General features: G+C 30.1%; 46 protein-coding genes. 24 read left to right on the forward strand and 22 right to left on the reverse strand.

The window, feature by feature from the left end:
- The 4 genes from DR020_RS12320 to DR020_RS11915 all read left to right on the forward strand — a co-directional run.
- Window positions 1-219 (forward strand): glycoside hydrolase family protein (locus tag DR020_RS12320; RefSeq protein ID WP_408069141.1); only part of this gene is annotated, 219 nt, incomplete at its 5' end.
- A 125-nt stretch (window positions 220-344) separates the two neighbouring features.
- A complete protein-coding gene (locus DR020_RS11910) occupies window positions 345-584 on the forward strand; it encodes a hypothetical protein (RefSeq protein ID WP_112366089.1) in 240 nt (79 codons plus the stop codon).
- Window positions 585-652: 68 nt separating this feature from the next.
- Window positions 653-814, forward strand: a complete 162-nt coding sequence (locus tag DR020_RS12325; protein ID WP_160110484.1) for a hypothetical protein — start codon at window positions 653-655, stop codon at window positions 812-814.
- Between the two features lie 92 nt (window positions 815-906).
- Window positions 907-1,113, forward strand: a complete 207-nt coding sequence (locus DR020_RS11915) for a helix-turn-helix domain-containing protein (RefSeq protein ID WP_112366090.1) — start codon at window positions 907-909, stop codon at window positions 1,111-1,113.
- A gap of 10 nt (window positions 1,114-1,123) precedes the next feature.
- Here the strand turns inward: DR020_RS11915 and DR020_RS11920 are convergent, their stop codons facing one another.
- The 15 genes from DR020_RS11920 to DR020_RS11980 form a co-directional block, all read right to left on the reverse strand.
- Entirely contained in the window at window positions 1,124-1,336 is a 213-nt protein-coding gene (locus tag DR020_RS11920) for a hypothetical protein (protein WP_112366091.1), read from the reverse strand.
- A gap of 290 nt (window positions 1,337-1,626) precedes the next feature.
- On the reverse strand, window positions 1,627-1,788 hold the full coding sequence (locus DR020_RS12750) for an ImmA/IrrE family metallo-endopeptidase (RefSeq protein WP_112366138.1): 162 nt from the start codon (window positions 1,786-1,788) through the stop codon (window positions 1,627-1,629).
- A gap of 80 nt (window positions 1,789-1,868) precedes the next feature.
- A complete protein-coding gene (locus tag DR020_RS11930; protein ID WP_112366092.1) occupies window positions 1,869-2,087 on the reverse strand; it encodes a hypothetical protein in 219 nt (72 codons plus the stop codon).
- A 71-nt stretch (window positions 2,088-2,158) separates the two neighbouring features.
- Entirely contained in the window at window positions 2,159-2,308 is a 150-nt protein-coding gene (locus DR020_RS12330) for a hypothetical protein (RefSeq protein ID WP_160110485.1), read from the reverse strand.
- Between the two features lie 182 nt (window positions 2,309-2,490).
- The gene (locus DR020_RS11935; RefSeq protein WP_146739596.1) at window positions 2,491-2,871 is read right to left on the reverse strand and encodes a nucleotidyl transferase family protein; all 381 of its coding nucleotides are present in this window, start codon (window positions 2,869-2,871) and stop codon (window positions 2,491-2,493) included.
- Between the two features lie 72 nt (window positions 2,872-2,943).
- Window positions 2,944-3,090, reverse strand: coding sequence for a flavoprotein (locus DR020_RS11940; protein ID WP_112366094.1), 147 nt, complete (start codon window positions 3,088-3,090; stop codon window positions 2,944-2,946).
- The gene (locus DR020_RS11945) at window positions 3,090-3,860 is read right to left on the reverse strand and encodes an ATP-binding protein (protein WP_112366095.1); all 771 of its coding nucleotides are present in this window, start codon (window positions 3,858-3,860) and stop codon (window positions 3,090-3,092) included. Before DR020_RS11945 ends, DR020_RS11940 begins: the two co-directional genes overlap by 1 nt.
- Window positions 3,793-4,647, reverse strand: coding sequence for a phage replisome organizer N-terminal domain-containing protein (locus DR020_RS11950; RefSeq protein WP_112366096.1), 855 nt, complete (start codon window positions 4,645-4,647; stop codon window positions 3,793-3,795). Before DR020_RS11950 ends, DR020_RS11945 begins: the two co-directional genes overlap by 68 nt.
- Window positions 4,647-5,165, reverse strand: a complete 519-nt coding sequence (locus DR020_RS11955; protein ID WP_112366097.1) for an ERF family protein — start codon at window positions 5,163-5,165, stop codon at window positions 4,647-4,649. Before DR020_RS11955 ends, DR020_RS11950 begins: the two co-directional genes overlap by 1 nt.
- 15 nt (window positions 5,166-5,180) lie before the next feature.
- A complete protein-coding gene (locus DR020_RS11960) occupies window positions 5,181-5,666 on the reverse strand; it encodes a siphovirus Gp157 family protein (protein WP_112366098.1) in 486 nt (161 codons plus the stop codon).
- Window positions 5,666-5,845, reverse strand: coding sequence for a hypothetical protein (locus DR020_RS11965; RefSeq protein WP_112366099.1), 180 nt, complete (start codon window positions 5,843-5,845; stop codon window positions 5,666-5,668). The genes DR020_RS11960 and DR020_RS11965 overlap by 1 nt, the downstream gene beginning before the upstream one ends.
- 1 nt (window position 5,846) lies before the next feature.
- On the reverse strand, window positions 5,847-6,068 hold the full coding sequence (locus DR020_RS11970; RefSeq protein WP_112366100.1) for a hypothetical protein: 222 nt from the start codon (window positions 6,066-6,068) through the stop codon (window positions 5,847-5,849).
- 3 nt (window positions 6,069-6,071) lie between these two features.
- Window positions 6,072-6,239: a hypothetical protein gene (locus tag DR020_RS12335; protein WP_160110486.1), complete on the reverse strand. Its 168-nt coding sequence runs from the start codon at window positions 6,237-6,239 to the stop codon at window positions 6,072-6,074.
- Window positions 6,236-6,424, reverse strand: coding sequence for a hypothetical protein (locus tag DR020_RS11975; protein WP_112366101.1), 189 nt, complete (start codon window positions 6,422-6,424; stop codon window positions 6,236-6,238). The genes DR020_RS12335 and DR020_RS11975 overlap by 4 nt, the downstream gene beginning before the upstream one ends.
- Before the next feature lie 14 nt (window positions 6,425-6,438).
- A complete protein-coding gene (locus DR020_RS11980; protein ID WP_235865712.1) occupies window positions 6,439-7,203 on the reverse strand; it encodes a phage antirepressor in 765 nt (254 codons plus the stop codon).
- A 122-nt stretch (window positions 7,204-7,325) separates the two neighbouring features.
- Here DR020_RS11980 and DR020_RS11985 point away from each other — a divergent pair, with 122 nt between their 5' ends.
- On the forward strand, window positions 7,326-7,565 hold the full coding sequence (locus DR020_RS11985; protein ID WP_112366102.1) for a hypothetical protein: 240 nt from the start codon (window positions 7,326-7,328) through the stop codon (window positions 7,563-7,565).
- On the opposite strand, the gene DR020_RS11990 is transcribed toward DR020_RS11985, so the two are convergent.
- The 4 genes from DR020_RS11990 to DR020_RS12375 are packed head-to-tail and all read right to left on the reverse strand — an operon-like array spanning window position 7,562 to window position 8,959.
- The gene (locus DR020_RS11990; protein WP_112366103.1) at window positions 7,562-7,957 is read right to left on the reverse strand and encodes a hypothetical protein; all 396 of its coding nucleotides are present in this window, start codon (window positions 7,955-7,957) and stop codon (window positions 7,562-7,564) included. The two genes, DR020_RS11985 and DR020_RS11990, sit on opposite strands and share 4 nt — an antisense overlap.
- Window positions 7,958-7,959: 2 nt before the next feature.
- A complete protein-coding gene (locus DR020_RS12340; RefSeq protein WP_160110488.1) occupies window positions 7,960-8,109 on the reverse strand; it encodes a hypothetical protein in 150 nt (49 codons plus the stop codon).
- 14 nt (window positions 8,110-8,123) lie between these two features.
- The gene (locus DR020_RS11995) at window positions 8,124-8,795 is read right to left on the reverse strand and encodes a Rha family transcriptional regulator (RefSeq protein ID WP_112366104.1); all 672 of its coding nucleotides are present in this window, start codon (window positions 8,793-8,795) and stop codon (window positions 8,124-8,126) included.
- A gap of 2 nt (window positions 8,796-8,797) precedes the next feature.
- Window positions 8,798-8,959, reverse strand: coding sequence for a ribbon-helix-helix domain-containing protein (locus DR020_RS12375; protein WP_174208902.1), 162 nt, complete (start codon window positions 8,957-8,959; stop codon window positions 8,798-8,800).
- Between the two features lie 174 nt (window positions 8,960-9,133).
- On the opposite strand from DR020_RS12375, the gene DR020_RS12380 reads away from it, so the two are divergent.
- Window positions 9,134-9,301, forward strand: a complete 168-nt coding sequence (locus DR020_RS12380) for a ribbon-helix-helix domain-containing protein (RefSeq protein ID WP_174208903.1) — start codon at window positions 9,134-9,136, stop codon at window positions 9,299-9,301.
- Window positions 9,302-9,339: 38 nt separating this feature from the next.
- On the opposite strand, the gene DR020_RS12000 is transcribed toward DR020_RS12380, so the two are convergent.
- From DR020_RS12000 to DR020_RS12010, 3 genes are all read right to left on the reverse strand, one after another.
- Window positions 9,340-9,969: an HNH endonuclease gene (locus DR020_RS12000; RefSeq protein WP_112366105.1), complete on the reverse strand. Its 630-nt coding sequence runs from the start codon at window positions 9,967-9,969 to the stop codon at window positions 9,340-9,342.
- Window positions 9,970-9,998: 29 nt separating this feature from the next.
- Window positions 9,999-10,745 (reverse strand): SH3 domain-containing protein, encoded by a 747-nt coding sequence (locus tag DR020_RS12005; protein WP_112366106.1) that lies wholly within the window; start codon window positions 10,743-10,745, stop codon window positions 9,999-10,001.
- Between the two features lie 248 nt (window positions 10,746-10,993).
- Entirely contained in the window at window positions 10,994-11,326 is a 333-nt protein-coding gene (locus tag DR020_RS12010; protein ID WP_112366107.1) for a DUF4064 domain-containing protein, read from the reverse strand.
- Between the two features lie 191 nt (window positions 11,327-11,517).
- On the opposite strand from DR020_RS12010, the gene DR020_RS12660 reads away from it, so the two are divergent.
- The 18 genes from DR020_RS12660 (at window position 11,518) to DR020_RS12095 (ending at window position 24,502) form a co-directional block, all read left to right on the forward strand.
- Entirely contained in the window at window positions 11,518-11,643 is a 126-nt protein-coding gene (locus DR020_RS12660; RefSeq protein ID WP_265327751.1) for a hypothetical protein, read from the forward strand.
- Window positions 11,644-11,682: 39 nt separating this feature from the next.
- Window positions 11,683-12,510 carry a replication initiation protein gene (locus DR020_RS12015; RefSeq protein WP_112366108.1) on the forward strand — a complete coding sequence of 276 codons (828 nt, stop codon included), beginning with the start codon at window positions 11,683-11,685 and terminating at the stop codon, window positions 12,508-12,510.
- 88 nt (window positions 12,511-12,598) lie between these two features.
- Window positions 12,599-12,883 (forward strand): hypothetical protein, encoded by a 285-nt coding sequence (locus tag DR020_RS12020; RefSeq protein WP_112366109.1) that lies wholly within the window; start codon window positions 12,599-12,601, stop codon window positions 12,881-12,883.
- Window positions 12,884-13,117: 234 nt separating this feature from the next.
- Window positions 13,118-13,597: a terminase small subunit gene (locus tag DR020_RS12025; protein WP_112366110.1), complete on the forward strand. Its 480-nt coding sequence runs from the start codon at window positions 13,118-13,120 to the stop codon at window positions 13,595-13,597.
- Window positions 13,590-14,597 (forward strand): PBSX family phage terminase large subunit, encoded by a 1,008-nt coding sequence (locus DR020_RS12030; protein WP_112366111.1) that lies wholly within the window; start codon window positions 13,590-13,592, stop codon window positions 14,595-14,597. The genes DR020_RS12025 and DR020_RS12030 overlap by 8 nt, the downstream gene beginning before the upstream one ends.
- 123 nt (window positions 14,598-14,720) lie before the next feature.
- A complete protein-coding gene (locus tag DR020_RS12035) occupies window positions 14,721-15,332 on the forward strand; it encodes an HNH endonuclease (RefSeq protein WP_112366112.1) in 612 nt (203 codons plus the stop codon).
- Between the two features lie 123 nt (window positions 15,333-15,455).
- Window positions 15,456-15,782 (forward strand): hypothetical protein, encoded by a 327-nt coding sequence (locus tag DR020_RS12040; protein WP_112366113.1) that lies wholly within the window; start codon window positions 15,456-15,458, stop codon window positions 15,780-15,782.
- Window positions 15,783-15,973: 191 nt separating this feature from the next.
- On the forward strand, window positions 15,974-17,452 hold the full coding sequence (locus DR020_RS12045; RefSeq protein WP_112366114.1) for a phage portal protein: 1,479 nt from the start codon (window positions 15,974-15,976) through the stop codon (window positions 17,450-17,452).
- Window positions 17,442-18,200 carry a minor capsid protein gene (locus tag DR020_RS12050; RefSeq protein WP_112366115.1) on the forward strand — a complete coding sequence of 253 codons (759 nt, stop codon included), beginning with the start codon at window positions 17,442-17,444 and terminating at the stop codon, window positions 18,198-18,200. Before DR020_RS12045 ends, DR020_RS12050 begins: the two co-directional genes overlap by 11 nt.
- Window positions 18,161-18,703: a phage scaffolding protein gene (locus DR020_RS12055; protein ID WP_112366116.1), complete on the forward strand. Its 543-nt coding sequence runs from the start codon at window positions 18,161-18,163 to the stop codon at window positions 18,701-18,703. Before DR020_RS12050 ends, DR020_RS12055 begins: the two co-directional genes overlap by 40 nt.
- An 18-nt stretch (window positions 18,704-18,721) precedes the next feature.
- Window positions 18,722-19,639, forward strand: coding sequence for a P22 phage major capsid protein family protein (locus DR020_RS12060; protein WP_112366117.1), 918 nt, complete (start codon window positions 18,722-18,724; stop codon window positions 19,637-19,639).
- A gap of 9 nt (window positions 19,640-19,648) precedes the next feature.
- Window positions 19,649-19,939, forward strand: a complete 291-nt coding sequence (locus tag DR020_RS12065; protein WP_112366118.1) for a phage head-tail connector protein — start codon at window positions 19,649-19,651, stop codon at window positions 19,937-19,939.
- Complete coding sequence (locus DR020_RS12070) at window positions 19,933-20,232, forward strand: hypothetical protein (RefSeq protein WP_112366119.1); 300 nt, start codon at window positions 19,933-19,935, stop codon at window positions 20,230-20,232. The genes DR020_RS12065 and DR020_RS12070 overlap by 7 nt, the downstream gene beginning before the upstream one ends.
- Window positions 20,226-20,540: a hypothetical protein gene (locus DR020_RS12075; RefSeq protein WP_112366120.1), complete on the forward strand. Its 315-nt coding sequence runs from the start codon at window positions 20,226-20,228 to the stop codon at window positions 20,538-20,540. The genes DR020_RS12070 and DR020_RS12075 overlap by 7 nt, the downstream gene beginning before the upstream one ends.
- 225 nt (window positions 20,541-20,765) lie before the next feature.
- Entirely contained in the window at window positions 20,766-21,296 is a 531-nt protein-coding gene (locus DR020_RS12080) for a helix-turn-helix domain-containing protein (protein WP_146739597.1), read from the forward strand.
- A gap of 292 nt (window positions 21,297-21,588) precedes the next feature.
- Window positions 21,589-21,969: a phosphatase 2A regulatory subunit B56 family protein gene (locus tag DR020_RS12085; protein ID WP_112366122.1), complete on the forward strand. Its 381-nt coding sequence runs from the start codon at window positions 21,589-21,591 to the stop codon at window positions 21,967-21,969.
- 2 nt (window positions 21,970-21,971) lie between these two features.
- Window positions 21,972-23,012, forward strand: coding sequence for a hypothetical protein (locus tag DR020_RS12090; protein ID WP_112366123.1), 1,041 nt, complete (start codon window positions 21,972-21,974; stop codon window positions 23,010-23,012).
- 11 nt (window positions 23,013-23,023) lie between these two features.
- Window positions 23,024-24,502 carry a family 16 glycosylhydrolase gene (locus DR020_RS12095; protein WP_112366124.1) on the forward strand — a complete coding sequence of 493 codons (1,479 nt, stop codon included), beginning with the start codon at window positions 23,024-23,026 and terminating at the stop codon, window positions 24,500-24,502.
- Window positions 24,503-24,521: the final 19 nt, after the last annotated feature.

Below are 24,521 nucleotides of genomic sequence, written 5' to 3' on the forward strand. Positions count from 1 at the left end.
ACAAGCCTAATTTTACCTAACCGAAACCCAAGCCAAAACAATTTTAGAAAACAATTGAATGAAGTAGCCTTACAAATTACTCCTTTAACCCAAGGATTAAATTTAAACCAAAATGAATTTGATTCTCTTGTCGATTTTGCTTACAACCTTGGTGTCGATGCTCTTAAAAATTCCGATTTACTTGCAAATATAAAACTTGCGATAATAACGCGATTATAACAGCCGATTTACAGCATGGGATCATTGCGATGGAGTCGTCTTACCTGGGTTGCAAAAACGTAGAGAAAACGAAGCAATATTATTCTTAACAGGCGAATATATAAATAATTAGGAGGCATACGTAAATGGATACTAATTACATAACATTAGGTGTAGCAGTAGTAGGCTTTGTGTCTACTCTACTTACCCATAAATACCATATAAATTTACATTCCAAGAAACTAGAATCTATAGAAAAAGATTTATCTAATGTATTAACAGCAGTAAATAAAATAACAGATATTACAGACCCAAAGCTTTCTCCTATTGTTAAAGATGCTAATACCATTTTAGAAACAGTAGAACAGAAGAATCCCCAAGGTTAGGCTAATAATTTAATATATTTAATGCCCAATTACCATTATATAATAAAAATTAGAAAGGGGGTGTTACTATGGCTATCGGAAGAAGAAAAAGAAAAAGAACGTCCAGAACTCACGCTTATGCGTATGGTTATGTAAGAAAAAGAACTACACATAGAAAAAGAAGAGCTAAAAAATCTACTTCTAAAAAGAAAAAATTAGAAGTACATGTACATCTTAAACATCATTATTAAAAAAGAGAACCTCCATATACTGGAGGTCTTTTTATTGTTACCAACTACTTGTAATATGCTATAATTAATATAAGAATATACGAGGTGTGAACATGAAAAAACTACAACTTTTAAGAATAAAAGAACGCTTAACAATAACACAATTAGGGGAAAAAACAGGAATTAGTCCATCCTATTTAAGCCAATTGGAAAGAGGTAAAAAAAGCAATCCAAGCTTACCAGTCTTAAATACTTTAGCAAAAGAATTTAAAGTACCAGTTACAGTCTTGTTTTGCGATTTTGCAGATATACATATATAAAAAAGTGGGGTTAATCCCCACTTAATTTCTTATAAGCTACTTTATTTAAACTTTTCTTTCCATGTTTCCATTTTCTTTCTAGCCAACTTAATTTATCTAAATTTCTCAATCTTATCATTTCCGTAAAGAATAGTAATGTTGGTTCAAAAATAGGATTTTTTTCTTCTTTTCTAATTTCTCTTTTTAATCTTTTTTTCTCTTTTAGATAATAACGTTTTTTCATACTCGCACGCTCCTTTTTTTCACCTTTCTTTTATTTTGTCCACAACCAATCTAACAATCTTAAATAGTCTTCAAATTCTGTTTGTGTTAATTCCTCTATATCCTTCTTTCCCATTCCAAATTCTTCTTCTGTTTCCCTTATATATTCTCGATATGTTTGTTCGTTAGAACCACTTCATTTCATTTCTGCTAACTCATCTGAAATTGAGAAGTTCTTTATTATTTAGTTAAGTCCATAGCTTTAATGTTTTCCCTCGTGCATTAACAACTTCTATCGACACATCAAATTCATCAGATATATTTTTTTAAATTATAATAGTTATCTTCAATATTTTCATTTGCAACTTTTATAAATTCTGATTTTGGCATTAAAAATGCTCCCGCAAATTCATTTGCTTCAGATTCATACTCAGTATAAGGTATATTTGTATTTCTAGCATGACTTGTTCCTATTCTATATTATTTCCATTTTTCTTCATCTAGGTAATTCATATGAAGAAATAAATGACCTAATTCATGTGCTATTGAAAATCTTATCCTTTGATAGTTGGAACATCTGATAGAGATATTTCGAAATTATCATCTGAGGATTTTGTTATAGTAACTTCATTAAAACTGGAATAATCTTTTATTATATTTCCATTTAAATCTTTTACAATAGTTTCAATATTAAATTTATTTTTTGTAATATTTAAAAGAACTCTAATTTCTTCGGCAATATTATTTATTATATCTCTTTTTTTATGGTTCATAGGATACTCTCCAATTCCAATATATCTTCTTTTAAATCGTCAAAAACTTTCCATCTTTTCATTTTCTTCACCTACCCTAACAACAAATGTGCATTTTCCATTATTCTTACATACTCTTTTCTATGTTCATTCATACCACCATTTTCTTCTATTCTTTGCAGTAAATCCTCTAGAGTCATTCCGCTTTTACAACCTATATTACACTTTATAATATTGTTCATATCTTTATAAACTGTTATTAACCTATTTTCGCATTGGATATACAAAATGTTTTTAAAATTTTCATAAACCTTACCAAGATGCGTTCCTTTTTTATTTCTATCTCTCCATTTATTTAAATACGACTATTACAGCTATCACAAAGGCAATTCCTAAAGTAATTATCCAAAAAATATTAAGTTGTTTATCTGTCATAATTTTCTCCTTTAAGTTCTTTACACATTTTTTTCCAATCATTTAATTCATCTCTTAAAAAATATATTTTAGTTACTAATTCCCTATTATCTTTTTCTAACTCTTCTTTTGTCTGTTTTGCCTTTATTGCCCAATTAACTAGACTTTCATATTTTTCTTCTAATTCATCAAGTTCGGAATCTTTTAATATTAGCTCATCTTCTAATTCCTCGATTCTCTCCATTAAATCGTCCACACAAGGCTTTTTATAAGCTTGTCTATATTTATCATGTACGAAGATAATTTCTTCCTCAGAAAGGGGGATAACCTCCTTTCCGTTTACTTGTATGCTAAACAAATGTCCTTGTTGTAATAAATCAAAATTAACCATTTTTTTATTCCTCCTTAAAATTTCTATAATCTTATCTTTTTTTATTCCTGTTATCGTTACCATTTATATTACCTACTTCTCTACTTCCCATCTTTGTATATATAACAAGTTTCCTAAGTCTTCTATTATGTAGTTACCAGTTAAACTTTTTGTAATTTTCATTTTCTGTTTAAACGTTTTATATGGGATTACTTCTATTATTTTTAACAACTTATTCATCACATAAACTCTCTTAATCTGTAATTACAATCTTCCTTAAAAACCACTCCAAATCTTTTACCACAGCACTCTAAAATACGCCCTCCAAGTGCTTCATCGAGCTGTATTAATAGGTGTGGAGTACACTCCGTACTTATTAAAGTTGGTAAGTAGTTAAGGTATCTATAATTTAATATTTCGTAAATGTATTTCAGATCAGATTCTTTTAATTCTCCTATTAATTTTCCACTTCTAATCTTATCCTTAAATAAATCATCGATTATAAGCACTCTAGCACCCTTGTAGCGATTGATTAATTTATTATAGTGTTCTATATCTAATACACTACTTTTCAACTCTCTAATGGCTTCTAAATAGGGCATATACACAACAGGAATTTTTTTATCTAATAATGCTTTACCAATAGCAGTTATAATATGTGTCTTGCCAGCCCCACTTTGTCCCATAACGCAGAACCCATTACCTCTATTTTTTTCTATACTATTAAAACTTTTAATATAATCAATAGCTTTATCCCTAGCTTGTCTAGTTATATCATTATAAGATTCATACTCTTTTAGCATTTTCAGATCTTTTGGATTTACACCAAAGTTTGTCCAAAGTCTATTTACATAATCTAATTCAGCACATTCACAACGCTTGTATCTGCCATTGTGTTCCACAAAACCAGTATCACTACATTTATTACACTTGTACACTTGTTTAGAAGCAAGAGAAGTCGTATTTTGGCTTTGCGCTTGTTCTATTATCTTTTTTAATATTCCTTGCATTAGTTCCATCTTCCTTATCTGTATAATTTCCTTCTAGCACCTTAATAAAATTACTGGGTTTTATAAGCCAATCGAAAGTAATAGTCCAATTTTTATTATTTTGCCCTTTTAAGAAACTACTTTCTTTTATATAGTTTATAGCTTGTAATACTCCATCTATTCCATAATCTTTTATTCTTGCATTTAACAACTTTAATCTAGTATTTTGTATAGATTTTATAGTAGATAAGTTAAGATTGTTCCAGGCTATAACTATACATTCCAAATGTTTTGGAATAAGTGCAACTTTAGTTGTACTAACCTCTATCTCTATATCTTTCTCTATATCTTTCTCTTTCTCTATCTCTTTCTCTATCTCTGTATGGACATTTTTTGGATTAATGTTGGACAGTAATTGGACATTGTCCAATTTTTTTAATTCTCTTTCTTTTTTCTTATATTTAGCCCACTTAGTCTCACTTCCTACCATTTGTTCTAATTGGGTTATATAAATTTCCCCATTATCAAGAATCTGTATTAATCCTATTTTCTTAAATAACTCCATTGCTACAGTTACAGTATCTATATCTGTTTTAGTTATCTCACCTAATTTCTTAACATCATAGGGAATTAAAATTTGTCCAACATTTCTAATTAATATTCCATTAGTTTTTAAAGATTTAAGGCATAACTTTAAATAAAATAAGCAATATTCTTTACCATTAGTTTGTTCTTCTAACCATGCCAAGGTATCTTCTTCAAAAAAATCTTCTTTAAGTTTTAACCAATAATATTTTTTATCTCCCATTAATTAGCACTCCCTTCAACAGTTGGCTGACAATCCTTGCATAATTTATGTTTGCATATTTTCCAAGACTTAACCGCTATATCTCTAGTTATTTGTTTTCCACACTTTTCACAAAAATGTTTTTGTCCTCTATCATCATCAGAGTCTTTTGTATCATCTATGGCAAATATAGCATTTAAGGCGTATTTCCTAGCATAACTACTTGTTGCTCCTGTTAATTGGCTCGAATCCATTCCCTTCTTAACTGCTTCTTCTCTTGCGTAAGCAGTAGTTTGTATCTGTTCCTCGGGTGTTTCCATGTTAATTAAGGTTACTGTAGCTTTTATATAAAATCTATCTCCTATTAATTCAATTTTATCTGTAATAAACATAGTCACTTTATTTTCGGATAATAGAGGTTTTACAGATTCTAATATATCCTCACAGCTTCTATACTTATATCCACCAAATTTATTTTCTTGCCCTTTTGGTGCTTTTAATTTCACTTGTATCGCTGTTAATTTTTCATATATATTCATTATTTTCTCCTCCTGTTATCTTACATTTAAACAATTCTTAATGTGTATTTTTGCTCCATTAACTTCTTTTCCACTTTTAATATCTTGTTTAATCTTTGTCTTATCTGCTGTTTTGGTTATTTTATAATACTCTTCTGTTAATAAATCCAAATCTACAACAACACTTTCTACTTTTCTAGTAGAGAAAGTATAGCTATCTGTTTTTAACTTTTTATTTTTTAATTTTTCTAAGTTAGTTAGCATATACTCCCTTAGAGTTTCTATTACCTTTTCGTTAGTTTTCATTTTTTTTATTATTCTATCTGCTTCTTCCTTTTGGCTTTGTGCTACAGCTTTGCGATTTGTTATTTCCTTTTGTAGATTAATAAATTTATCTCCAATAGTATCTACTATCTTATCTATTTCCTCGAATAATATCTTCTTATCCACGCTTTCGTTATCTAGTAATGCCTCTAGGTTTTGGTAATTTCTTGTTAATTCGTATATTTTCATTGTATTCATTATATTTCTGCCTCCCTTTTACATTCATCTATGCACTCTTTACATACAGCTACACCTAATACATCGTAATATTCTTCACCTTCATAGATAGCGTTACCACACATTTCACAAGTATCTACTTGTAACCTCGTATTATAAAAATTATCATATCTGTAATCATAACAGCACTCAGGTAACATATTATCTACCTCCTAAATATTCATTTTCTTGTTTAAAGCCATGGGCACTACTATGTTTAAACTTAAAACTGGCTTCGTAACTATCTATTAAGTCCTTCAAATATCCAATTTCCACATCTTTAGAGCAATTATCTTTGTATAACCTTCTATTTTCCTTAATCAAATCTTCTATTATCCTATCTCTAATAGATAACTTCTTTCTTAACTCTTTATTGTTTATCATTTTTTATTCCTCCAGTTCTATATCTATAATTATTCCTAACATTCCTAATACCATAGTTACCAACATAATCCCGTCTATTCCCCTTACAACTAGAGAAATAAGGCTCATAACAAATAGTATTAAACTTGTTATTTCTATTGTTATTTGTGTCCTTAATCTGTTGTATTTCATGCTTTACCCTCCAATTCAAAGCACAGTTTTACCTCTAATTCTGCTAATGGTGTAATTATTTTAGTTATTACATACTCCTGGATATAACTATTATTAACTACTTCTCTTCTTAATACTTTTTTATACTTCTTCCTGTAATTATTTATTTCATCTATGCTCTTACAACTCATATATATTGTTTTCATTTTTTTAAGCCTTCTTACCCTTCCATAGTTGGTACAATTCCTTTGCATTTTAATAAATCATATATAAATTTTCTTCCTTTTTGTGTCCATTTTGTATGCATAGATGTTCTAACTCTACCTACACCATTAGATATTATAGTAGTTTCGGAACAAGCGTACCCTTTATCTTTGTATGGCTTATATAATAACCATTGTCCACTTTGTTTATATTGGATTTCAAATTTATTAAGCAATTTATTAAACTCTTGTGCAGACATTCCATAATCATTGGCGATTTGGCGAATTGTAAATGTATTATTGCTTTGTAAGACCATATCTGTATATTCTGCTTTCGGTTTAAGTTCTTTAATTTGTTTATTTCTTTCTTCTATTCTTGAATTAGCTATTTGTAAGGCTCTTGACAAAATATCTTCATCAGACATATTTTCATTTGTAGAAATATATCCGCCTGTTTTTCTTATCTGAGGTAATACTTCATCTGTTACCCAATCTTGGAATTTTTCAGCTTCTTTTTTATCGGATTTAAATATTAGTTTATAAACTCCACTTTCTGTTAAGAATTTTTCTCCTGTATTGTGCAATTTTCTAATGTCTTTATTAAGGACATTAGAATTTTTTAATAAAATAGCTTGATTAGTAGTCATTTTGCTTAAATAATTTCTTACAGAGCTTTTTTCTAATTCCAAACATTCTCCAACATGATATGGATTAAATAATACCTTTCCTTCAAATTCGAATACTTCTACCTCTTTATTTTCAAAAATCATTAAATTATTCATTTTTATCTCTCCTTTAAATTTAATATATATATTTGTTAAACTTGTCCTATACATTTATAACTTTTATAATTTAAGTATCGGCTCCGCTAAGTCGAAATAAATTATGAAAGATGGTGAAATGTATGACAAGTATATATGCTTGTTTAATAGGCGATTGGGTTAACCTAGGTGATGACCCTAACTGTAAAGTAGGGGGTAATCATCAGTCTCCAATAATATGGTGGGAAGAAAATGCTGAAATTTGGAGTCCTATAAATAAGGAACAAGAACATACAATGTATCAACAAGATTATGTTTATATTCACTATTTCGGTAAGGACTATCGCATACATCCAATGTTTATACAAGTAGTAGAATCTTAATATTTTCTTTTAAGATAAGAATCTAACTCTGTAGAGTCGTCAATTTTTATATTGGCGGCTTTCTTGTTAAAATACATATCCATACCAATTTTTATATATCCCCATTCAGAGGCGCTTAATCCGATTAACTCTGCCTTAATTTTTTCAATCTTTTCCTCTGTAAGATTTTTAAATACTTTTTTATTCATTTTTATCTCTCCTTTATTTTTTTTCGTTTCTAAATCTCTTAATAAAAATTCAACCTTTAATTTTCCTTTTAACGGAATATCATCAGAAAGTCTAACATCAAATTCAGTCTTATTATTTAACTTTGCCTTTAGTTCCTCCATTTCTTCTATAGATTCACACTCTATTGTGTATTTAAGTGGTTCTAGTTCTAGACATTTACTCATTTTTATCTCTCCTTTACTCTTAATACATTAGCTACCGCTAACATTATTACTACTATTGTTATAAACAATATAGCTAAGTTACTTAAGTTTTGTGTTATTTCTAATACCGTTAATACTATTTGGCATATTAGAATTATTAACATTCCTTTCATTGTTAATTCTCCTTTTATATCTCCATTATTGTTTGTTCATATTTTCTCTCAGACTTAATTACCTTAATACTTTCATCTATTAAAGAAACTATATTACTCTTATCGTAATGGCTTATATCTTCCCATTTTTGTACTCCCAAGATTGTAAATAACCTTGCTTTTACTTGTTCATATTCTTTGTTTACTCTAAGTATTCCTAGGCGTTTTTTAATATAATCACAGTATTGGTGCTTAGCTACACAGTTTATCTTGTAATAAGATTTACATTCTTCTAATGTTTGTTGTAAGTTAGATACTAAATTATTTAAATCATCTTTTACTATTAGAGTATTTGATTGTTTGTTTTTTAAAGCTTGTTCCATTTCATTAAATCTTTCTACGTAAGCAGCAGTAAATAAGATTCCTTTTTCACCTTGTTGTTTATTGCCTATAAGTTCACAGCCTAAACGAGTTATTTGATAACATTTATAACTTCTAGTTCCAGAAAAATAACTATCCTTTATGAAATATTTGGATAGTGCAAATTTTGCTCTTTCCAAAGCAGGGATAATTCCTACTGTTTTAGAATTTTCATTCCCCTCTAATTCTCTTAAAAGATACTTATGTTCTTTCCCTAGCATTTTTGCAACTTCCATACTTGATATAGTTAATTGGTTCATGTTTTCAAAAGTTATTATGTTTTTCATTCTTATCTCTCCTTTTCTTTACTTGCTTCAACGCCTAATCTTATAAGATGTCTTAACATCTCACTTTGTGTTTTGTTATAGAACTCTTTTTGTTTTAAAGTATCTAACTCTTTTTCAATATCTGCTGGTATAGAAATTGAAAATCTTCTTAAACTTGTTGCCATCTTAATTCCTCCTTTCACTTGTGTGAATCACTGGTTAAGTGGTTCACTTGGTATATTTATATAATACACTGGTTCACTGGTGAAGTCAACCGATTTAAAAAATATTTTTTATTTTTTTAATAATTGAACCAGTACACCACTTATGTTATAATAAATAATATAGGAGGTGATTACATGGCTACTACTAAACCGCGTTACTCTATTACAGTAGATGAAAAAATGCTTGAAGAAATCGAAAATTTTAGATTTAATAATAGATTCCCTAATAGAAATCAAGCAACCATTGAACTAATTAGATTAGGATTAGAAAAGTTAAAAGAAGATAAGAAAAAACAAAATTAAAAAAGAAAGCCGATAGATTTTAAATCTACCGGCTTTTATTAAAACCAACGCTTTTTCTTCCTATAAGGTTTATAAAAAATATTTTTCTTTCTATAAGACTTAGGAATGATATATTTTCTTACATAAGGCTTATAAAAAATGTGTTTCCTTATATATGGTTTATAACTAGAAGTATATACCCTATTACTAGAACTACGTGTGGTACTTACAGAACGACTATGCACTTGCCTGTGACATGAAGCACATAATACTACTAATTCATTATCTAACTCATGACCTAAATGCTGATAGCTTAAATGATGGACTTGTAAAGATGTTGTAGATCCACACTTAGCACAGCGATAATGTCCTAGTTGTAAAGCACGTTGTCGACGTGAACGCCAGGCACTACTATGTATATAATTTTCATACTCAGCAGTATGCACATGGCCATTATAACTTCTATTGCCATATCTAGATCTACCAGGTCCATTATCATAATGTTTAGCACGTTCTTCTATCCAGGCTTCCGGATTATCATGTGTAGGTGAGCCTATATACTTTTTCTCACTAGGCTCTTTACGGTCAAACGGAATATTAACTTGATTTTTCTTTTTATTATGCTTTTGTACTATGGGACCTATAATTGCAAATATTATGAGTATAACTGCTATAACGGTTAAAATCATTACTATCACCTCTAATAATTATTTCCGCATTAATCTACAAATCCTGAATATACATAACCTGTATCACCATTACTATTTACCATAACATAATCCCAACCGTTACTAGAGCTTAATACAGTTACTTCAGCTCCTTTACCTAAGTGATACTCAATAACTGAACTTGATGAGCTTGGACCACTATGTAAGTCAGCTCTCCAATAATCAATTGTACCAGTATATGTAGCAGTTCCACCACCTTGAGATTGAGTTTGTTGTGTAGTGCTTTGAGTTTTAGGTGTGTTAGTAACATTTGTATTCTGATTACTTGTTACTGGAGTACTACTTACAGGCTTAGTAGATTGAGTAGGTGCCTGAGTAGTTGTTGATTGTTTACTTGCTTGTGGCTTATTAGTATTGGTTGAAGTCTGTTTACTAACTGACTGAGATGTTTGTGTTTCTGTAGTATTATGTTGAACTGACATATTATTATTTGGTGTTGTAGTCGCTTGTGTTGAGTTATTAGAGTTTACAGCATGATTTTCATTATTTGTAGTTGCACTGCTATTATGCGCTGTTGTAGTTTTATTGTTATCGCTAACAGTATTCTCTGATGTTGTAGTAGATGATTGAGTTCTGCTTATAGTATCTGAACTTTCAGTTTTACTAGACTGAGTTGCATTTAATGGTTTAGAGTTAAGATTTTGATTATTAGTTGCGACTGCGATTAGTATTAAACCAACAAAAAGTACAATTACTATTAATATCGTTAATAAGCAGCCTTTTTTAAATTTTTTCATATTACCTCCTATTGATAAACTTATTTACAAAAACTAGTATAGCAAAAAATAGAAAATTGTAAAATTAAGATAGTTCGTGTCTAATTATTAATTTTTTATTAAATATATTTACTTTTTTTGTATTTATATGGTATTATATAAATGTAATAAGAAGGGGTTTATTGGAATATAAATATTATGAGAGTTTAAAAGAGAAGATATGGGGTAATAGTAAAAAGCAACTAGGTTTCTAGTTGCTTTTTATTTACTTAATTCTTTTTAACTAATGCTATTATTCCAGCAATAATTAATAAAACAGCAGGAATAAGAAATGCCATAAAAGAACAAATAAATCCTATAATAGCACATATTATTAATACCATTCCTGCTACTTTTGGCATTTTACTTATTAAACAAGTAAAAACTAATGCAATTATAGCAAATAAGAATGATACTACACCTAAGCCGATTAGAGTAGTACCAGAACTTGCACCAAAGCTTGTCCCTAAAGTTCCAATTAACATAACTCCCACTTCACTTAATAGTGCCAGTATACTTCCTATTAACCCTAAAATAAATGAAACTGTATATTTATTTTGCATTTTTATAAATCCTTTCTATATGTATTACATTTAATATTATACCAAAACTTAGAAAATTGTAAAATTACACTAGATTTTTAATTTTTATATGTCTTTTTTTCTCTTTTAATGTATTTATATAGTATTTAATAGTATTTAATGTATTTAGAGGTCTCGGGATTGGCTTTTCATGCGATTTTTAAGAGTTATATATGGACAAATCAAGGAGCATATATGGACAAATCAAGGAGCATATATGGACAAATCAAGGAGCATATATGGACAAATCAAGGAGCATATATGGACAAAATTCTAACTTGATGTCCATAGAAATCTAAGGTATAATATACCAAAATAATTTTCTACAGGAGATACAAATGAATGATTTAGAAATATTGTTTAAAAGTAATACTTTAATTAAAGCTAAATATGATTTTACAGTTGCACAAAATAGAGTGTTGCAAAAAGTATTTTATGAAATACAAAAAAACAAAATAAATATAGCTGAGATTGCAACTCGTGAAATGAAACAATTAATAAAAAATAAAGCAATAAATAGTGTTGAATCTATTAAAGAATTTTTAAAAAATTTAAAAGAAAACGAGATTATGGAAATAAAAGAAAATGGAGAATGGTTACATGTGAATGTGTTAAGTGGAGCGAAATATAATCCTGAATCAGATAAGTTTGTAATAGAAATACCTATATTGTTACTGCAATTAATTCATGAATATACTACTACTGGCTTTACTCCTAGTAATGTTACTAAATATATAAGTCTCGGTGCAACCAATGCACAAAGATTTTATGAATTACTTAGAATGTGGACAGGTAGTAAAACAATTATCGAATATTCTGTAGATGAAATTAAAGAATATTTAATGTTGCAAGATAAATATAAAGTATTTGCAGATTTTAGAAAAAGAATTATAGAATCTTGTATTAAAGAACTTAAAGAAAAAGAATTACTAGATATATATAAAGTTGAATATATTAAAACAGGAAGAAAAATTACTAGTATTAAATTCTATGTTAAAGATTTAGAACCTAGAACTTATAAATTTGAAACTAAAAAAGATTTCGATAAACCTAAAAAAGAAGTTTCTAATTTTGCTAACTTCACTCAAAGAAAATATGATTATGATAAATTAGAAAAGCAACTTTTGGGTTGGGCTGATGATGAAGAAGATTATGAACAAAGATAATAGAAAAAAATAACAAAAATTAACTAGTGGTTAATTTTAAACACAAACGTAAAACATCTTGCTATTATTATTAGTGAGGTGTTTTTTTATGTATATTCCACAGGATTTTAAAGAACATGGATTTGACAGTATTGTAAGTCTTTCGATAAGATACAATACACATTATCCTTACATATACAGATGGAAAAAAGCAACAGGAACATTATTAAAAAGAGGAAGACCAAAGTTAGATATAGATATTGCTAAATTAGAAAAATTAAAAAATGAAGGATACACATTAGAGAAATTAAGCATATATTTTAATTGTTCTATTCGCACAATTAAGAACAGAGTAAGAGAAATTAATTTACAAACATTAACAAAAATTAACTAGTGGTTAATAGGTATTGCATTTGGTTGTAGTTTAGTTATAATCAATATTGTAAGGAATTTATTTAGCAATTTAATATTTTGTCTGTTAGTTTATCATTCAGTTTTTTTAGTACTCTGTAATATATGTTTTGTCTATGTTCGTATTTTTCATTTTTTTAGACCAACTCAATGCGTAAAGGACTGCCTTCGGGTGGTCTTTTTTCTTTATTAAATTAAAAAAGGAGATGATTAAATAATGTTGACTTATAAACAAGAACAATTTATACAAGGATTACTAGATGGTTTATCGCAACTTGAAGCTTATAAACAAGCCTACAATTGTGAAAACATGAGTGATTCGACGATTTCCAGTAATGCCAGTAGACTTTTTAAGAATAGCAAGATTATAGCAAGATATAGTCGACTTTTAGACGCTTATTCTAGCCAAAAATTAATACAAAGGACAGAACTATCGGAGCGAATGTTAGAACTGTTAGAGAGAGCCACAGAGGACACAAAAGAGAAGGGATTTAAACAGGGAAACATATCTGCCATGACCTTGGCTGTAAATACTTTAAAAGAACTAAATGGACTAACTTTTGCAGATGATCTAGCACAAGATAAATTACAGCTAGAAGTTGAAAAGCTAGAAGTAGCTAAAGATAAAAATAGAAATGATAAGGAATCGGATAAAGATAAAGCTGACTTATTAAGGAGGTTGGTGGAAAATGCCTAGTTTTACCGAGAAACAAAAAGAAGTTATAAGATGTGTTAAAGAGGAAAATCCTAAAATTTTAATTTGTAATGGTGCTAAACGTGCTGGCAAAACTTATGTTATTAGCACCCTTATGTTAGGTAAGATAGCAGAACATTATGGAGAAGGTAAGTCCTTTATTTTAGGAGGAGCAACTTATAGCACTATACAGCGTAATGTTCTAAACGATTGGGAAGAAATATTACAAACCAATTTTAAACTACATAAGGATAACCACATTAATATTTTTGGTAATAAGGTGTATATATTTGGAGGGGATAATTCGGCGTCTTGGAAGACTGTAAGAGGGTTTACAGCACAAGGCTGTTTCCTGAATGAAGCAACCGCCCTGAATGAAACTTTTATAAAAGAATCTATTTCTAGATGTTCTTTACCTGGAGCTTTTATTTACATGGACACAAACCCCGAAAATCCCTTACATTTTGTAAAAACGGATTATATAGATAAAAGTGGACAAAGGTTATCTAGTGGGAAATTAAATATAATAAATTTTGATTTTAAACTAGATGATAATACAGCTTTAGATACAGAATATATAGAATCTGTAAAGGCAAGCACTCCACAAGGAGTATTTTACGATAGAGATATATTAGGACTATGGGTTAATGCAGAAGGCGTTGTATACAGGGATTTTAACGCTAATAAGCATATTATAACTAAGGATAACCTACCATATTTAAATGGCAAATTGAACATGATTAGAATATGGGGAGGTATAGACTGGGGATATAAACATAAAGGTTCTATATCTATCTATGGAATGGATAAAAATAAGAATATTTATTGTTTAGAAGAATATACAAAGGATTTATTATTAATAGATTCTTGGGTATTAAAATGTAAAGAATTTATCACTAAATATGGAGATATACCTTTTTACGCAGATAGTGCTAAACATTTGGCACTTAACTCCATTAATTGCTGGGAACCCCTAAAGACTTTAGTAGTTGAAATAAACTAACAATCTAAAGTATGTAACAATGGGCAATCAGCAGTCATTTCAAAAAAACTTTAAAAATATGATACTTTATATATGAACATATGATATCATATATATGAACATATTTTTAAAGGAGTGATTCAAATGAGAAAAAAACAAATAAATACTTTACCCGGATTTGAAAAGGTGAAAGATAGATACTGGATAACTGATCAAGGCGACGTTTTATCAATAGATTCAAAAGGTTGTAAAACATTAGCTATTAAATTATCAAGTCCTAGTTCTAAGTCGAAAGGTGGTTATCGTACAGTATGTTTATGTACAACTGAGTTAACTGGTCAAAAAAGAGGATATAGAAATATAAAACGTAATATTTATCCTCGTATTAATCGCTTAGTAGCGATGGCTTTTATACCTAATCCAACCAATAAAGAAACAGTAGACCATATAGATGGGGATATTAAGAATGATAATTATACTAATTTAAGATGGGCTACTATGAAGGAAAATTCACGTTATGCTAATGCTAAACAAGTGTTTATGTATGATAATCAGGGATTATTAGTAAAAAAATATGAAAGTGGCGCTGATGTAAAACTAGATGGATTTAATCAAGGCCATGCTTTAGCAGTAGCAAGGGGTGTGGAAAGAAGTCATAAAGGCATGATTTTTTCTTATATTGAATTAACTAAAGATGAAGTGATTCAACGACTATCGAAACCATTTTATCTTTCAAAGGATAAAAGAAGGAAGTAGAGTACACTAAAGCTAGTGGAAACATGGAGCAATCTAAGATTGAAGATATAGTCTAATCTTGCATGAAAGTGTAAGCAGTTCATAAGAGAACGGGTGAGGAGTAGCGCCCCTCACCGAATATAAATGAGACCAGAGCATATAGCTAGGTTTAGAAAAGAGGGTATTAAGTGCCAACTTGCTAATAAAAATGTTAAACCAGGAATAGAAACTGTATCTAAGTTATTGCTAAAGGATAGATTATATCTAGTTAAAGAGGATATTATGGACTTACCTAAGGAGTTTAGTTTATATGTTTGGGGATCAGATGACGAGCCTGTAAAAACCAACGATGATGCCTTAGATGGTCTTAGATATGCTATTTATACAGATTCTTTACTCCACCCAAATGATTATTTCCCACTTATTGCACCAACTAAAAAATATCCAAGTAGAAGGGATTTTATATACTAAACCTAGAACTTCGGAAAATTTAGTTTTTCCGAAGTTTGGGGTTTAAACATTAATGTATACACGAGTATACAGGAGATTAAAGGAGATTAATTATGTATTTTACAGAGGAACATATAATATTATTATTTCTTTTATGTCTACTAACAGCATTTATAATAAGATGTTTATAAATAAAATGAAAGGAGATTAATATGAGATTTTTTAGTAAAAGAAAGGAAAAAAGGCGTATGAAGAAACAACAAAAAAATATCCAAGCTGATTTATACAGTTTATATATCCAATGGACAGCACAACCCGAATATATAGATGCAGAAATAGGAGAAAAATACTATAAAGGAGAAAATGATATTAGATTAAGAAAACAATTTAAATTAATAGATGGAAAAACCTTACCCGAACCCGATTTACCTAATAATAAATTAAGCCATAACTGGGGAAACTACCTTATAAACCAAAAAATAAATTATTGCTTAGCAAAATCCCCAAAATTTGAATGTAAAGATGAGCAATATTTAGAGTATTTTAATAACTGGTGCGAGGAAAATAACTTTAATTACTGGCTTAGATTTTTAGGAACTCAGGCGTCGATTGAAGGTAGAAGTTGGCTGTTCCCATACATAGATGACAACGGAGATTTTAAAGCACAAGTATTTGGATTTAAGGAGTGCATACCTATTTGGACAGACCAACTACATACAGACCTTAAAGGCGTAATAAGGGTATATACAACAACAGGAACAGGATTAAATTTACCGCAAGGAGATACACACTTAGAGTATTGGACACCAGAGGGTTGCCAGCGCTATATTGTACAAGGTAGAGCATTGGTCTTGGAAAATAATACTTTTACAGAATTAGATTTGATAGATGGTAAATTTAATGGATTTGAGCCCGATTTTTTAAATAATAAAAATCCACACACTTGGGGTAAAACTCCGTTTATATGCTTTAAAAATAATATTATAGAGCAATCGGATATAATTCCTATTAAATCTTTAATAGATAATTTCGATTTTGTTAGAAGTGACTTAGCTAATACATTGGAAAAGTTTGTTAACTCTATAATTACAATAAGTAATGCACAAGGCACAGACCTAGATGAATTTATCCATAACTTAAAATTATATGGTGTAGCCAAAGTTGATAATGTAAGCCAGCAAGGTAGTGGAGCAAACATTGGAGTTATTACCCAACCTATAGATTGCGAAGCTTCGACAACGCATACGAACCTATTAGAAGAAAGCATAATAAAACTAAGTGGTGCATTCCATTTACCTCAAACAGGACAATTACCACCTAGTGGAGTGGCTTTAAAGTTATTTTACCAAGGTCTAGAAATTAAATGTAATGGCTTAGAAAGTCAATTTAAGCTTGCTTTTAATCAATTCCAATACTTTTTTATGGAATATTTAAAAATTAAATATAACTTTACACCTTCAGCTAAAATTAAAATTTCCTTTGATATTAACAGCATTATGAACGAAAACGAACAAGCAGATACTTTAAATAAACAAATGGATGCAATGCGTAAGGCTAAAGGCGTAGTAAGTGATGAAACCTTATATAATAACCACCCTTGGGTTAAGGATGCACAAGAAGAAATTAAAAAAGTTTCGAAACAAAATGATGATTATTTTGGAAAAGGTGATTTAAATAAATATGGATTATAACACAATGTTAGCCTTATGGGCTTTATATAGTAAAGCAGATAAAAAGAATAAGAAGTTATTTATATATACTTTAATGTTATTAAATTTAATAAGAAAAGTAGAGAGGGAAATTAATATAATTAATGCCCAAAATGTAAGCTATACTAAGGAAGAAGTCGATATTAAGCGACTTAAAGAAGTAGACAAGCTACTTAATAAACAATATACACAAATCTCAAAATTAATCGAAGATAGTTTAATAGATTCTTATTTTTCCACAGAAAAAATTTTAAATAAAGAATTAAATATAGATCAGCACTTAACTCTCGAAGCTATAAAAAATGTTGTTAATAGTGTTTGGGTAGGAAATAAGAATTTCAAACAGCGTTTAGAGTGGAATTTAAGGGAGATTTATAAGAAGTTTAAAGAGTTGCAACAAGAAGAAATAGACACTTTAAAACTTAAGGAACTCCAAAAAAATTATTATTACAGACTTAGACGTTTGTTAGATACAGAAACACATCATACGATTAATTCGGCTTGTCAAAGGGCGTATGAAAGGGCAGGCATTCAATTTGTGCAATGGATTGCCCACGAAGATGAAAAAACATGTCCTGTATGTAGGAGCTATGATAGAAAAATCTTTATCAGACAATCCGCTCCATTTTGCCCCGATCACCCTTTTTGTAGATGTTTAATAATACCTAGTACAGAGGAGGATTATAAAAGATGGATTTCTCTAAGTATGGGTTACAACCCGAGCAAATAATAGAGTTAGAAAATACATATAAACAAGAAATAGAAAAAATTAAAGCTAAAGTAAAAGAACCTTATAGTGATTATGATAGTTTAAAATCCACTATACAAGAATTACAAAGTTCTGATAAGAAAAATAAGAAGGAACTAAGTAATTTACAAGGTTTAAACGAAGCTTTAAATAAAAAATTAAATGATTCCGTTTTAGATAATGCAATCGCTAAAGCATTTTTTGAAAAGGGAGTAAAAGATGTTGACCTTTTTGGTAGCCAAATAGATAAAACAAAAATAACTACCAATGAAAATGGCGAGTTTATAGGACTTAATGAGCAATTAGATAGTGTTTTAACTAAATATGCCCATTTATTAGAGCCTAGAAACGAATTAAAAGGAAGAAGTCCAAAACTAAACGCAGATAGTAAACCGATTCCTGACATGAAAAGTTTTTTGCAACAGCCAAATTTTTCGTTAGAGGAATGGAATTCTTACTTAGACCAAGTAGAACCAAGATTATAAAAAAAAGGAGATGATTAAATGCCTACACCTACATTAGGAAATGCAATAGGAAATTTATTGCCTAGCGAATTATACCCTATTGCAGTCGAAAAAGTCTTTTTACCAAGATACCATGAAGTATCCCCCATTCCAGTATTAACTAAAAGATTCCCAAGAATTATAGGAACCCAAATAGTTTACCCAACTATCGGTAAATCTACAGTTAACACTTTAACTACAGATACCTTTGATGGAACAATACCCGTCCAAAACATTACAGCAGAAGCTACTACAATTAATTTAAACCAAGTTTCGACTTGGGCTTATACATTACCTCCATTTATGCACACTCTTTCTCCGGCGAGAGTGATGACAGAGCAATTAATAGATAATGCACAAACGTTATCCGATTGCATTGCTACACAAGTTTTAAGCCAAATGTTTGCTGGTGCAGGCACACAAATGGGTACAGTTGAAATAAGTATAGAAAATGCCTATATTAATTTAATTGACATGAACACTAAGCTTAATAAGTTAAATGTTCCTAGTAGGGGAAGAAGGTTCATAATAGATTATGATTATTATAATTTATTAGAAAAATCTGAACGACTTGGTAGAGATACAAGAGTTGAGCCTAATGGATATATTAGTGGATTCGAAATAGCTGGATATGAAGTTTATGTAACTAATTTATTAACTAGTACTCCAGGAACAACAGGAGAAAATCCAACTAACCCAACTGGACAAGCGATGTTGATCCAAGAAGATGCTTTCGGATACGCAGATATAGTTTCCAAAACACAATACATAGATGGTGCAGTAGGAAATATGTCCGAAACTATGCAAGGAGCATTAAGATGGGGAGCAGGATATTTATTACCAAATAACGCTGTAGCTTGTACTTGCTCTTATACAATGGATATGCCTTCAAACGTCGAGTACACAATGAATGTGTAATAGGTATTAATGGGCAATATCCTAACACAATTACAAGAGTTGTTACCTTATGCAGAGGAAACAACTCTAAATTATTACATATTACAAGCTACACAAAGTTTTTTAAATTTAACAAATCAACCATCTGTACCTCCTAATGCCTATCTAGTAATAATATCTATGGTTTTAGAACTGTATAACACTAACGGTTATGAGGGTTTAAGTACTTCTAATACTGGTGGTGTAAGTTATACTTTACAAACGAATTATTCCCCTCGAGTAATGCAACAAATAAGCCAGTACAGGAGAATAGCATGGTAATTAAACAATTAGTAGTGCAAACATTACAAGAAACTAGAAGCCCTAAGAGTGGGGCTATTGTTAGAGCATGGGAAGATACAGCGACTATAACTGGTCGAGTAACCTATTTAACTACTACTAAAACAGTCAAAGATATTAGGACTTATACAACTAATATTATTGTATTAACCAAATATCCAGTTTTGAACGCAGAACAAAACAGATTATTACTCGATAATGTTCCGTTCGCAATTAATTATGTGGAAAATGGAATTTGGAATGTAGTCCATTGCGAGGAGTTTAAGATATGTTAATTACATGGGAAACAGAAGACTTCTTAAATAGCATTAAAAATGCTCTTAATAATTATAAAGAAAAAGCTTATACAGGCATGGAAGAAGTGGGTAAATTAGTATTAGAAGAAGCTAAACAAAATTCTTTAGTTAAATATGATACTGGTTTAATGGAGGAAAACTCTGGTTACACAATTAATTCAGATGGTAATTCCATTACAGCACTTATTGGGTTTATGGAATTTTATAGTATTTATGTACACCAAGGAACTGGTATTTACGCTATTAATGGAGATGGAAGGCAAACACCGTTAGTACTAGCGGCTTAATATAGAAATATATTATGAAAAATCGGGCAAAATCGGTAAAAATCTAAAATATATGGTTACGGTGAACATAACTTATTTACTATGTTATAATATTATTGAGGTGATAATATGTTTAAACATGGGAAAAATAATACTCCACTTTACCATAGATGGGAGGGAATGATTCAACGAACTACAAATATGAAAGATGCAAATTATTCACATTATGGTGCTAGAGGAATTAAAGTGTGCACCGAATGGCGTAATGATTTTATGGCTTTTTACAATTGGGCAATGGCAAATGGATATCAACCAAATTTATCATTAGATAGAATAAATGTTGATGGTAATTATGAACCTAGTAATTGTAGATGGGTAGATATGAAAGTGCAAAGCAATAACAAAACAAATAATATTTTTGTAGAATACAAAGGTAATAAAGTCACGCTTTCTCAACTCAGCCAATTAACAGGTATTGCTCGTACTACACTTTTAGGGCGTTATCAAAAAGGTGACAGAGGAGAACGATTAGTGCGTCAACCTCTTAGTAATAAAGGTAGATTTACAAAGGAAAGGGCTCAAGCTATCACTCATCCTAGTAAATTGACCATAAAAGAAGTTAGAGATATAAAAAGAATGTTTGTTGAATCTAATAAAAGCAATAAAGAAATTGCAATACAATATCATGTTGCACCTTCTACCATTAATGATATTCGTAAAGGAAGAACATGGAAATATGTAGCTATAAATCATGACAATACCGAGTTAACTGACTAGATAGCGACAGGCTAGTCAGCAATGTAGAGCGTAGCAAGTGAATAAATATAATCTTGCCAAGAGTGTCCGACACTCTCAAATTAGGGTGATGATATACGCCGAACTTATAGGAAACTATAAGAAATTAAGATAAAAAGCTTAATGATAACACAATTGGGTACTGGCAAGGTACTACAGAAAAATGGGAAGGGTGGCATAGAACCCGAGGACAAACCTCAGCTCCCTTTTTACAAGATGCCTTAGATACCTATAAAAGCGAAATTCCTATAATATTAGCGGAGGCAATTAACCGATGATAGATGTACTATTTAATTTCTTAAATAATAACCAAGAGATTATTAATTTAATCGGAGAAAATAGAATTTTTCCTCTATTTACTACAGATCTTACTAAGCCTTCTTTAGTCTATAACTGGAAACAAGGTAAAAAAAACTTGACCTTGTATGAAAGTACCTTATCTCTTAACATAATTTGGTCAAATTTCGATTTGATTATGGAAATAGAAAACTTATTAACTAGCTTATTGGATTTTATAAGTAAAACCCAGTTTTGCGAATTAGATGGTTATCTATTTAATTCTATCCGACAAGGTGGAGGGCTTTATGTATATAATTCTAAGCTTAAAACATACGAAAAAACAATTAATTTTACTATAACATGGAAAGAGGTGTAAAAATGGCACAAAATAATTTAAAACTAGCAACAGGAGCAACAGCAGATTATATTGTTGGAGGTGGTAAGCTATACTTTTATCCTGTGGATATTGTAAATCCACCCACTACATTCCCGACTGATAGCGAGATTGAACAAGATTGTTACAATGTTGGAGTATGTAGTTCGGGTTTTAAAATAAAGGGTAAACCTAAAATAGTAGAAATTACCGATAGTAATGGTAATATTATAAGAAACTTTATGACTCAAAATAAAATTACTATTGCTACTGGGTTTACACAATGGAATTTATCGAATTATCAACTCTTATGTGGAGCAACTTTATATGAAATTGCAAATGATGGTTCAAATGCAGTTTATGGAGCTGAAAACAATGATTCTATGGTTGTTATGCAAGGACAAGGTATATTACCTACATATCTAGTTAGATTAGTTAATAAAAGCTTACCTAATGGGCAAGTAGTTCGTTTTACAACTTTTGCTCAACCAACCGAAGGATTCTCGTCAAATTTTGATGATAAGCCAAACGAAATTGATGCTACAATGACGAGTATATTATTTGTTGAGGACTTTATGGCTTCTATAAGACAATCGGCTGGTACTACAGGAAAGGTTAATACAACTGGCTCAAGTTCTTCTAATAATAATATTAACAATACTCCCAGTTCTCCCAGTTCTCAACCCACAGTAACCAATCCCAGTAATAACCCAAAAAGTTCGGGTGCACCCAGTACACCTACAGTAAATAATAATACTGGTAACACAAACACTAATAATACAAACTCTAATAATAATTCTAATAATACTAACTCTAATAATACTAATTCTACTAATAGTAATAATAGTAGTAGCACGAATTCAAGTTCAAACAGTAATTCAAGCAATTCATCAGGTACTTCAAAAAATCCATCTAGTAGTACAACTAGCAACACACAACCCACAACAAATCCAACAAATACCCCAACTAATGCAAGTTTAAACGCTGTTACACAAGCTTTAAAGAATAATGGATATAATGGACAAGTTATGGTAACTAATGTTTAGGAGGAATAGCAATGAGTAACAATACAGTTAATGTAAAAGTTAATCCCACCCTTTATCCACATTTATTAAGCCAAAATGTAAAAGTTTATGAATTTGATACAACTACTAACACCTATACTTTTTTAGGTGTTAGCCAAGTTGATGGAGAAGGAAATTGTACTTTTAATACTTTAGGTACAGGAACATATTTTTTAACTACTATGGACGCTCCTGTGTGGGATAAAAGCAATGCTAAATTAGTATATTCGGATACATTTAATTACACAGGATTACCCGATTCGTCTAAATGGGCATATGATGTCGGTAATGGTGTTGATGGGTGGGGAAACCATGAAGCCGAGTATTATGAAGATGCCAACCCTAATAATGTTAATGTTAATAATGGAGTTCTAACCTTAACAGCTTTATATAATGCTACTGGTATAAACGATGGCTCTAAGGTTTTAAATTATACATCTACAAGAATGTATACAAAACAATCTTGGTTATATGGGAAAGTAGAAGTTACAGCAATGTTACCCGATGCTGTAGGTACATGGCCCGCCATTTGGATGATGCCTGAAACATCTACATTCGGAGCATGGCCCTTAAGTGGAGAGATAGATATTATGGAAATGGAGAACAATATACAAGATATAGTACATGGTTCTTTACAAAGCGAAGATAACTATTTTAAAACAGTTCCCTATACAAATACAGCAACATTCCCACTACCAACAACTAACACACAATACCATGTTTATGGAGTAATTTGGACACCCGAAAGTATAACTTTCCAAGTAGATGGAATAAGTTATTTTAGTTATGCTAGGAATTTAGCAGCCGAGTATGATTCTAATAAATTCCCTTGGACTATCCCATATTATTTAATTTTAAATATAGCTATTGGAGGTTCGGCTGGTGGTACTGTAACAAGTTCGGATTTCCCACAATCCATGAAGGTTAAAAGTGTAAATATCTATGATCTAGGATTTGATAATTGCACATTAAATAATAATTATAATACTGCTTATGTATATACTCCTACTTATTTAAATGCTTTAGAAACTAATTTTAGCGAAAGTATAATCGGAACTACATCTTACATTGATACTCCTACAGCCGAAGCAAGTGCAAGTTTAAACAATGGATACCAAGTTGATATAAGCAATGGAGGAACAGCTAACTGGAATATACAAGTTTATTCTACAACCAACCCATTAGCGGAGAATGTAACTTATTATTATACAGTAGTTTTAAATTCTACTATAGCTAGGCAAATAGTAATCGGATTGCAAAATCCATCTGCTTCTTCCCCAGTTTTTACTACTGTTTACAATTTACAAGAAGGTACAAACACCATAAAAGGTAAATTTACATTAACAGAAACCTTAGAAAGCGCGCGTTTTATAGTTTATCTAGGTAACAATTCTACTACACCATTAAGCAAACATACGGTAACCATAAAAAGTATGTTTATAGATAATAATTTAAATAGTTTACAAATCTAATTAATTAGGAGGAATTATA

Origin of the sequence: Sarcina ventriculi, from assembly GCF_900456775.1 — a bacterium.
GTDB classification, from domain to species: domain Bacteria; phylum Bacillota; class Clostridia; order Clostridiales; family Clostridiaceae; genus Sarcina; species Sarcina ventriculi.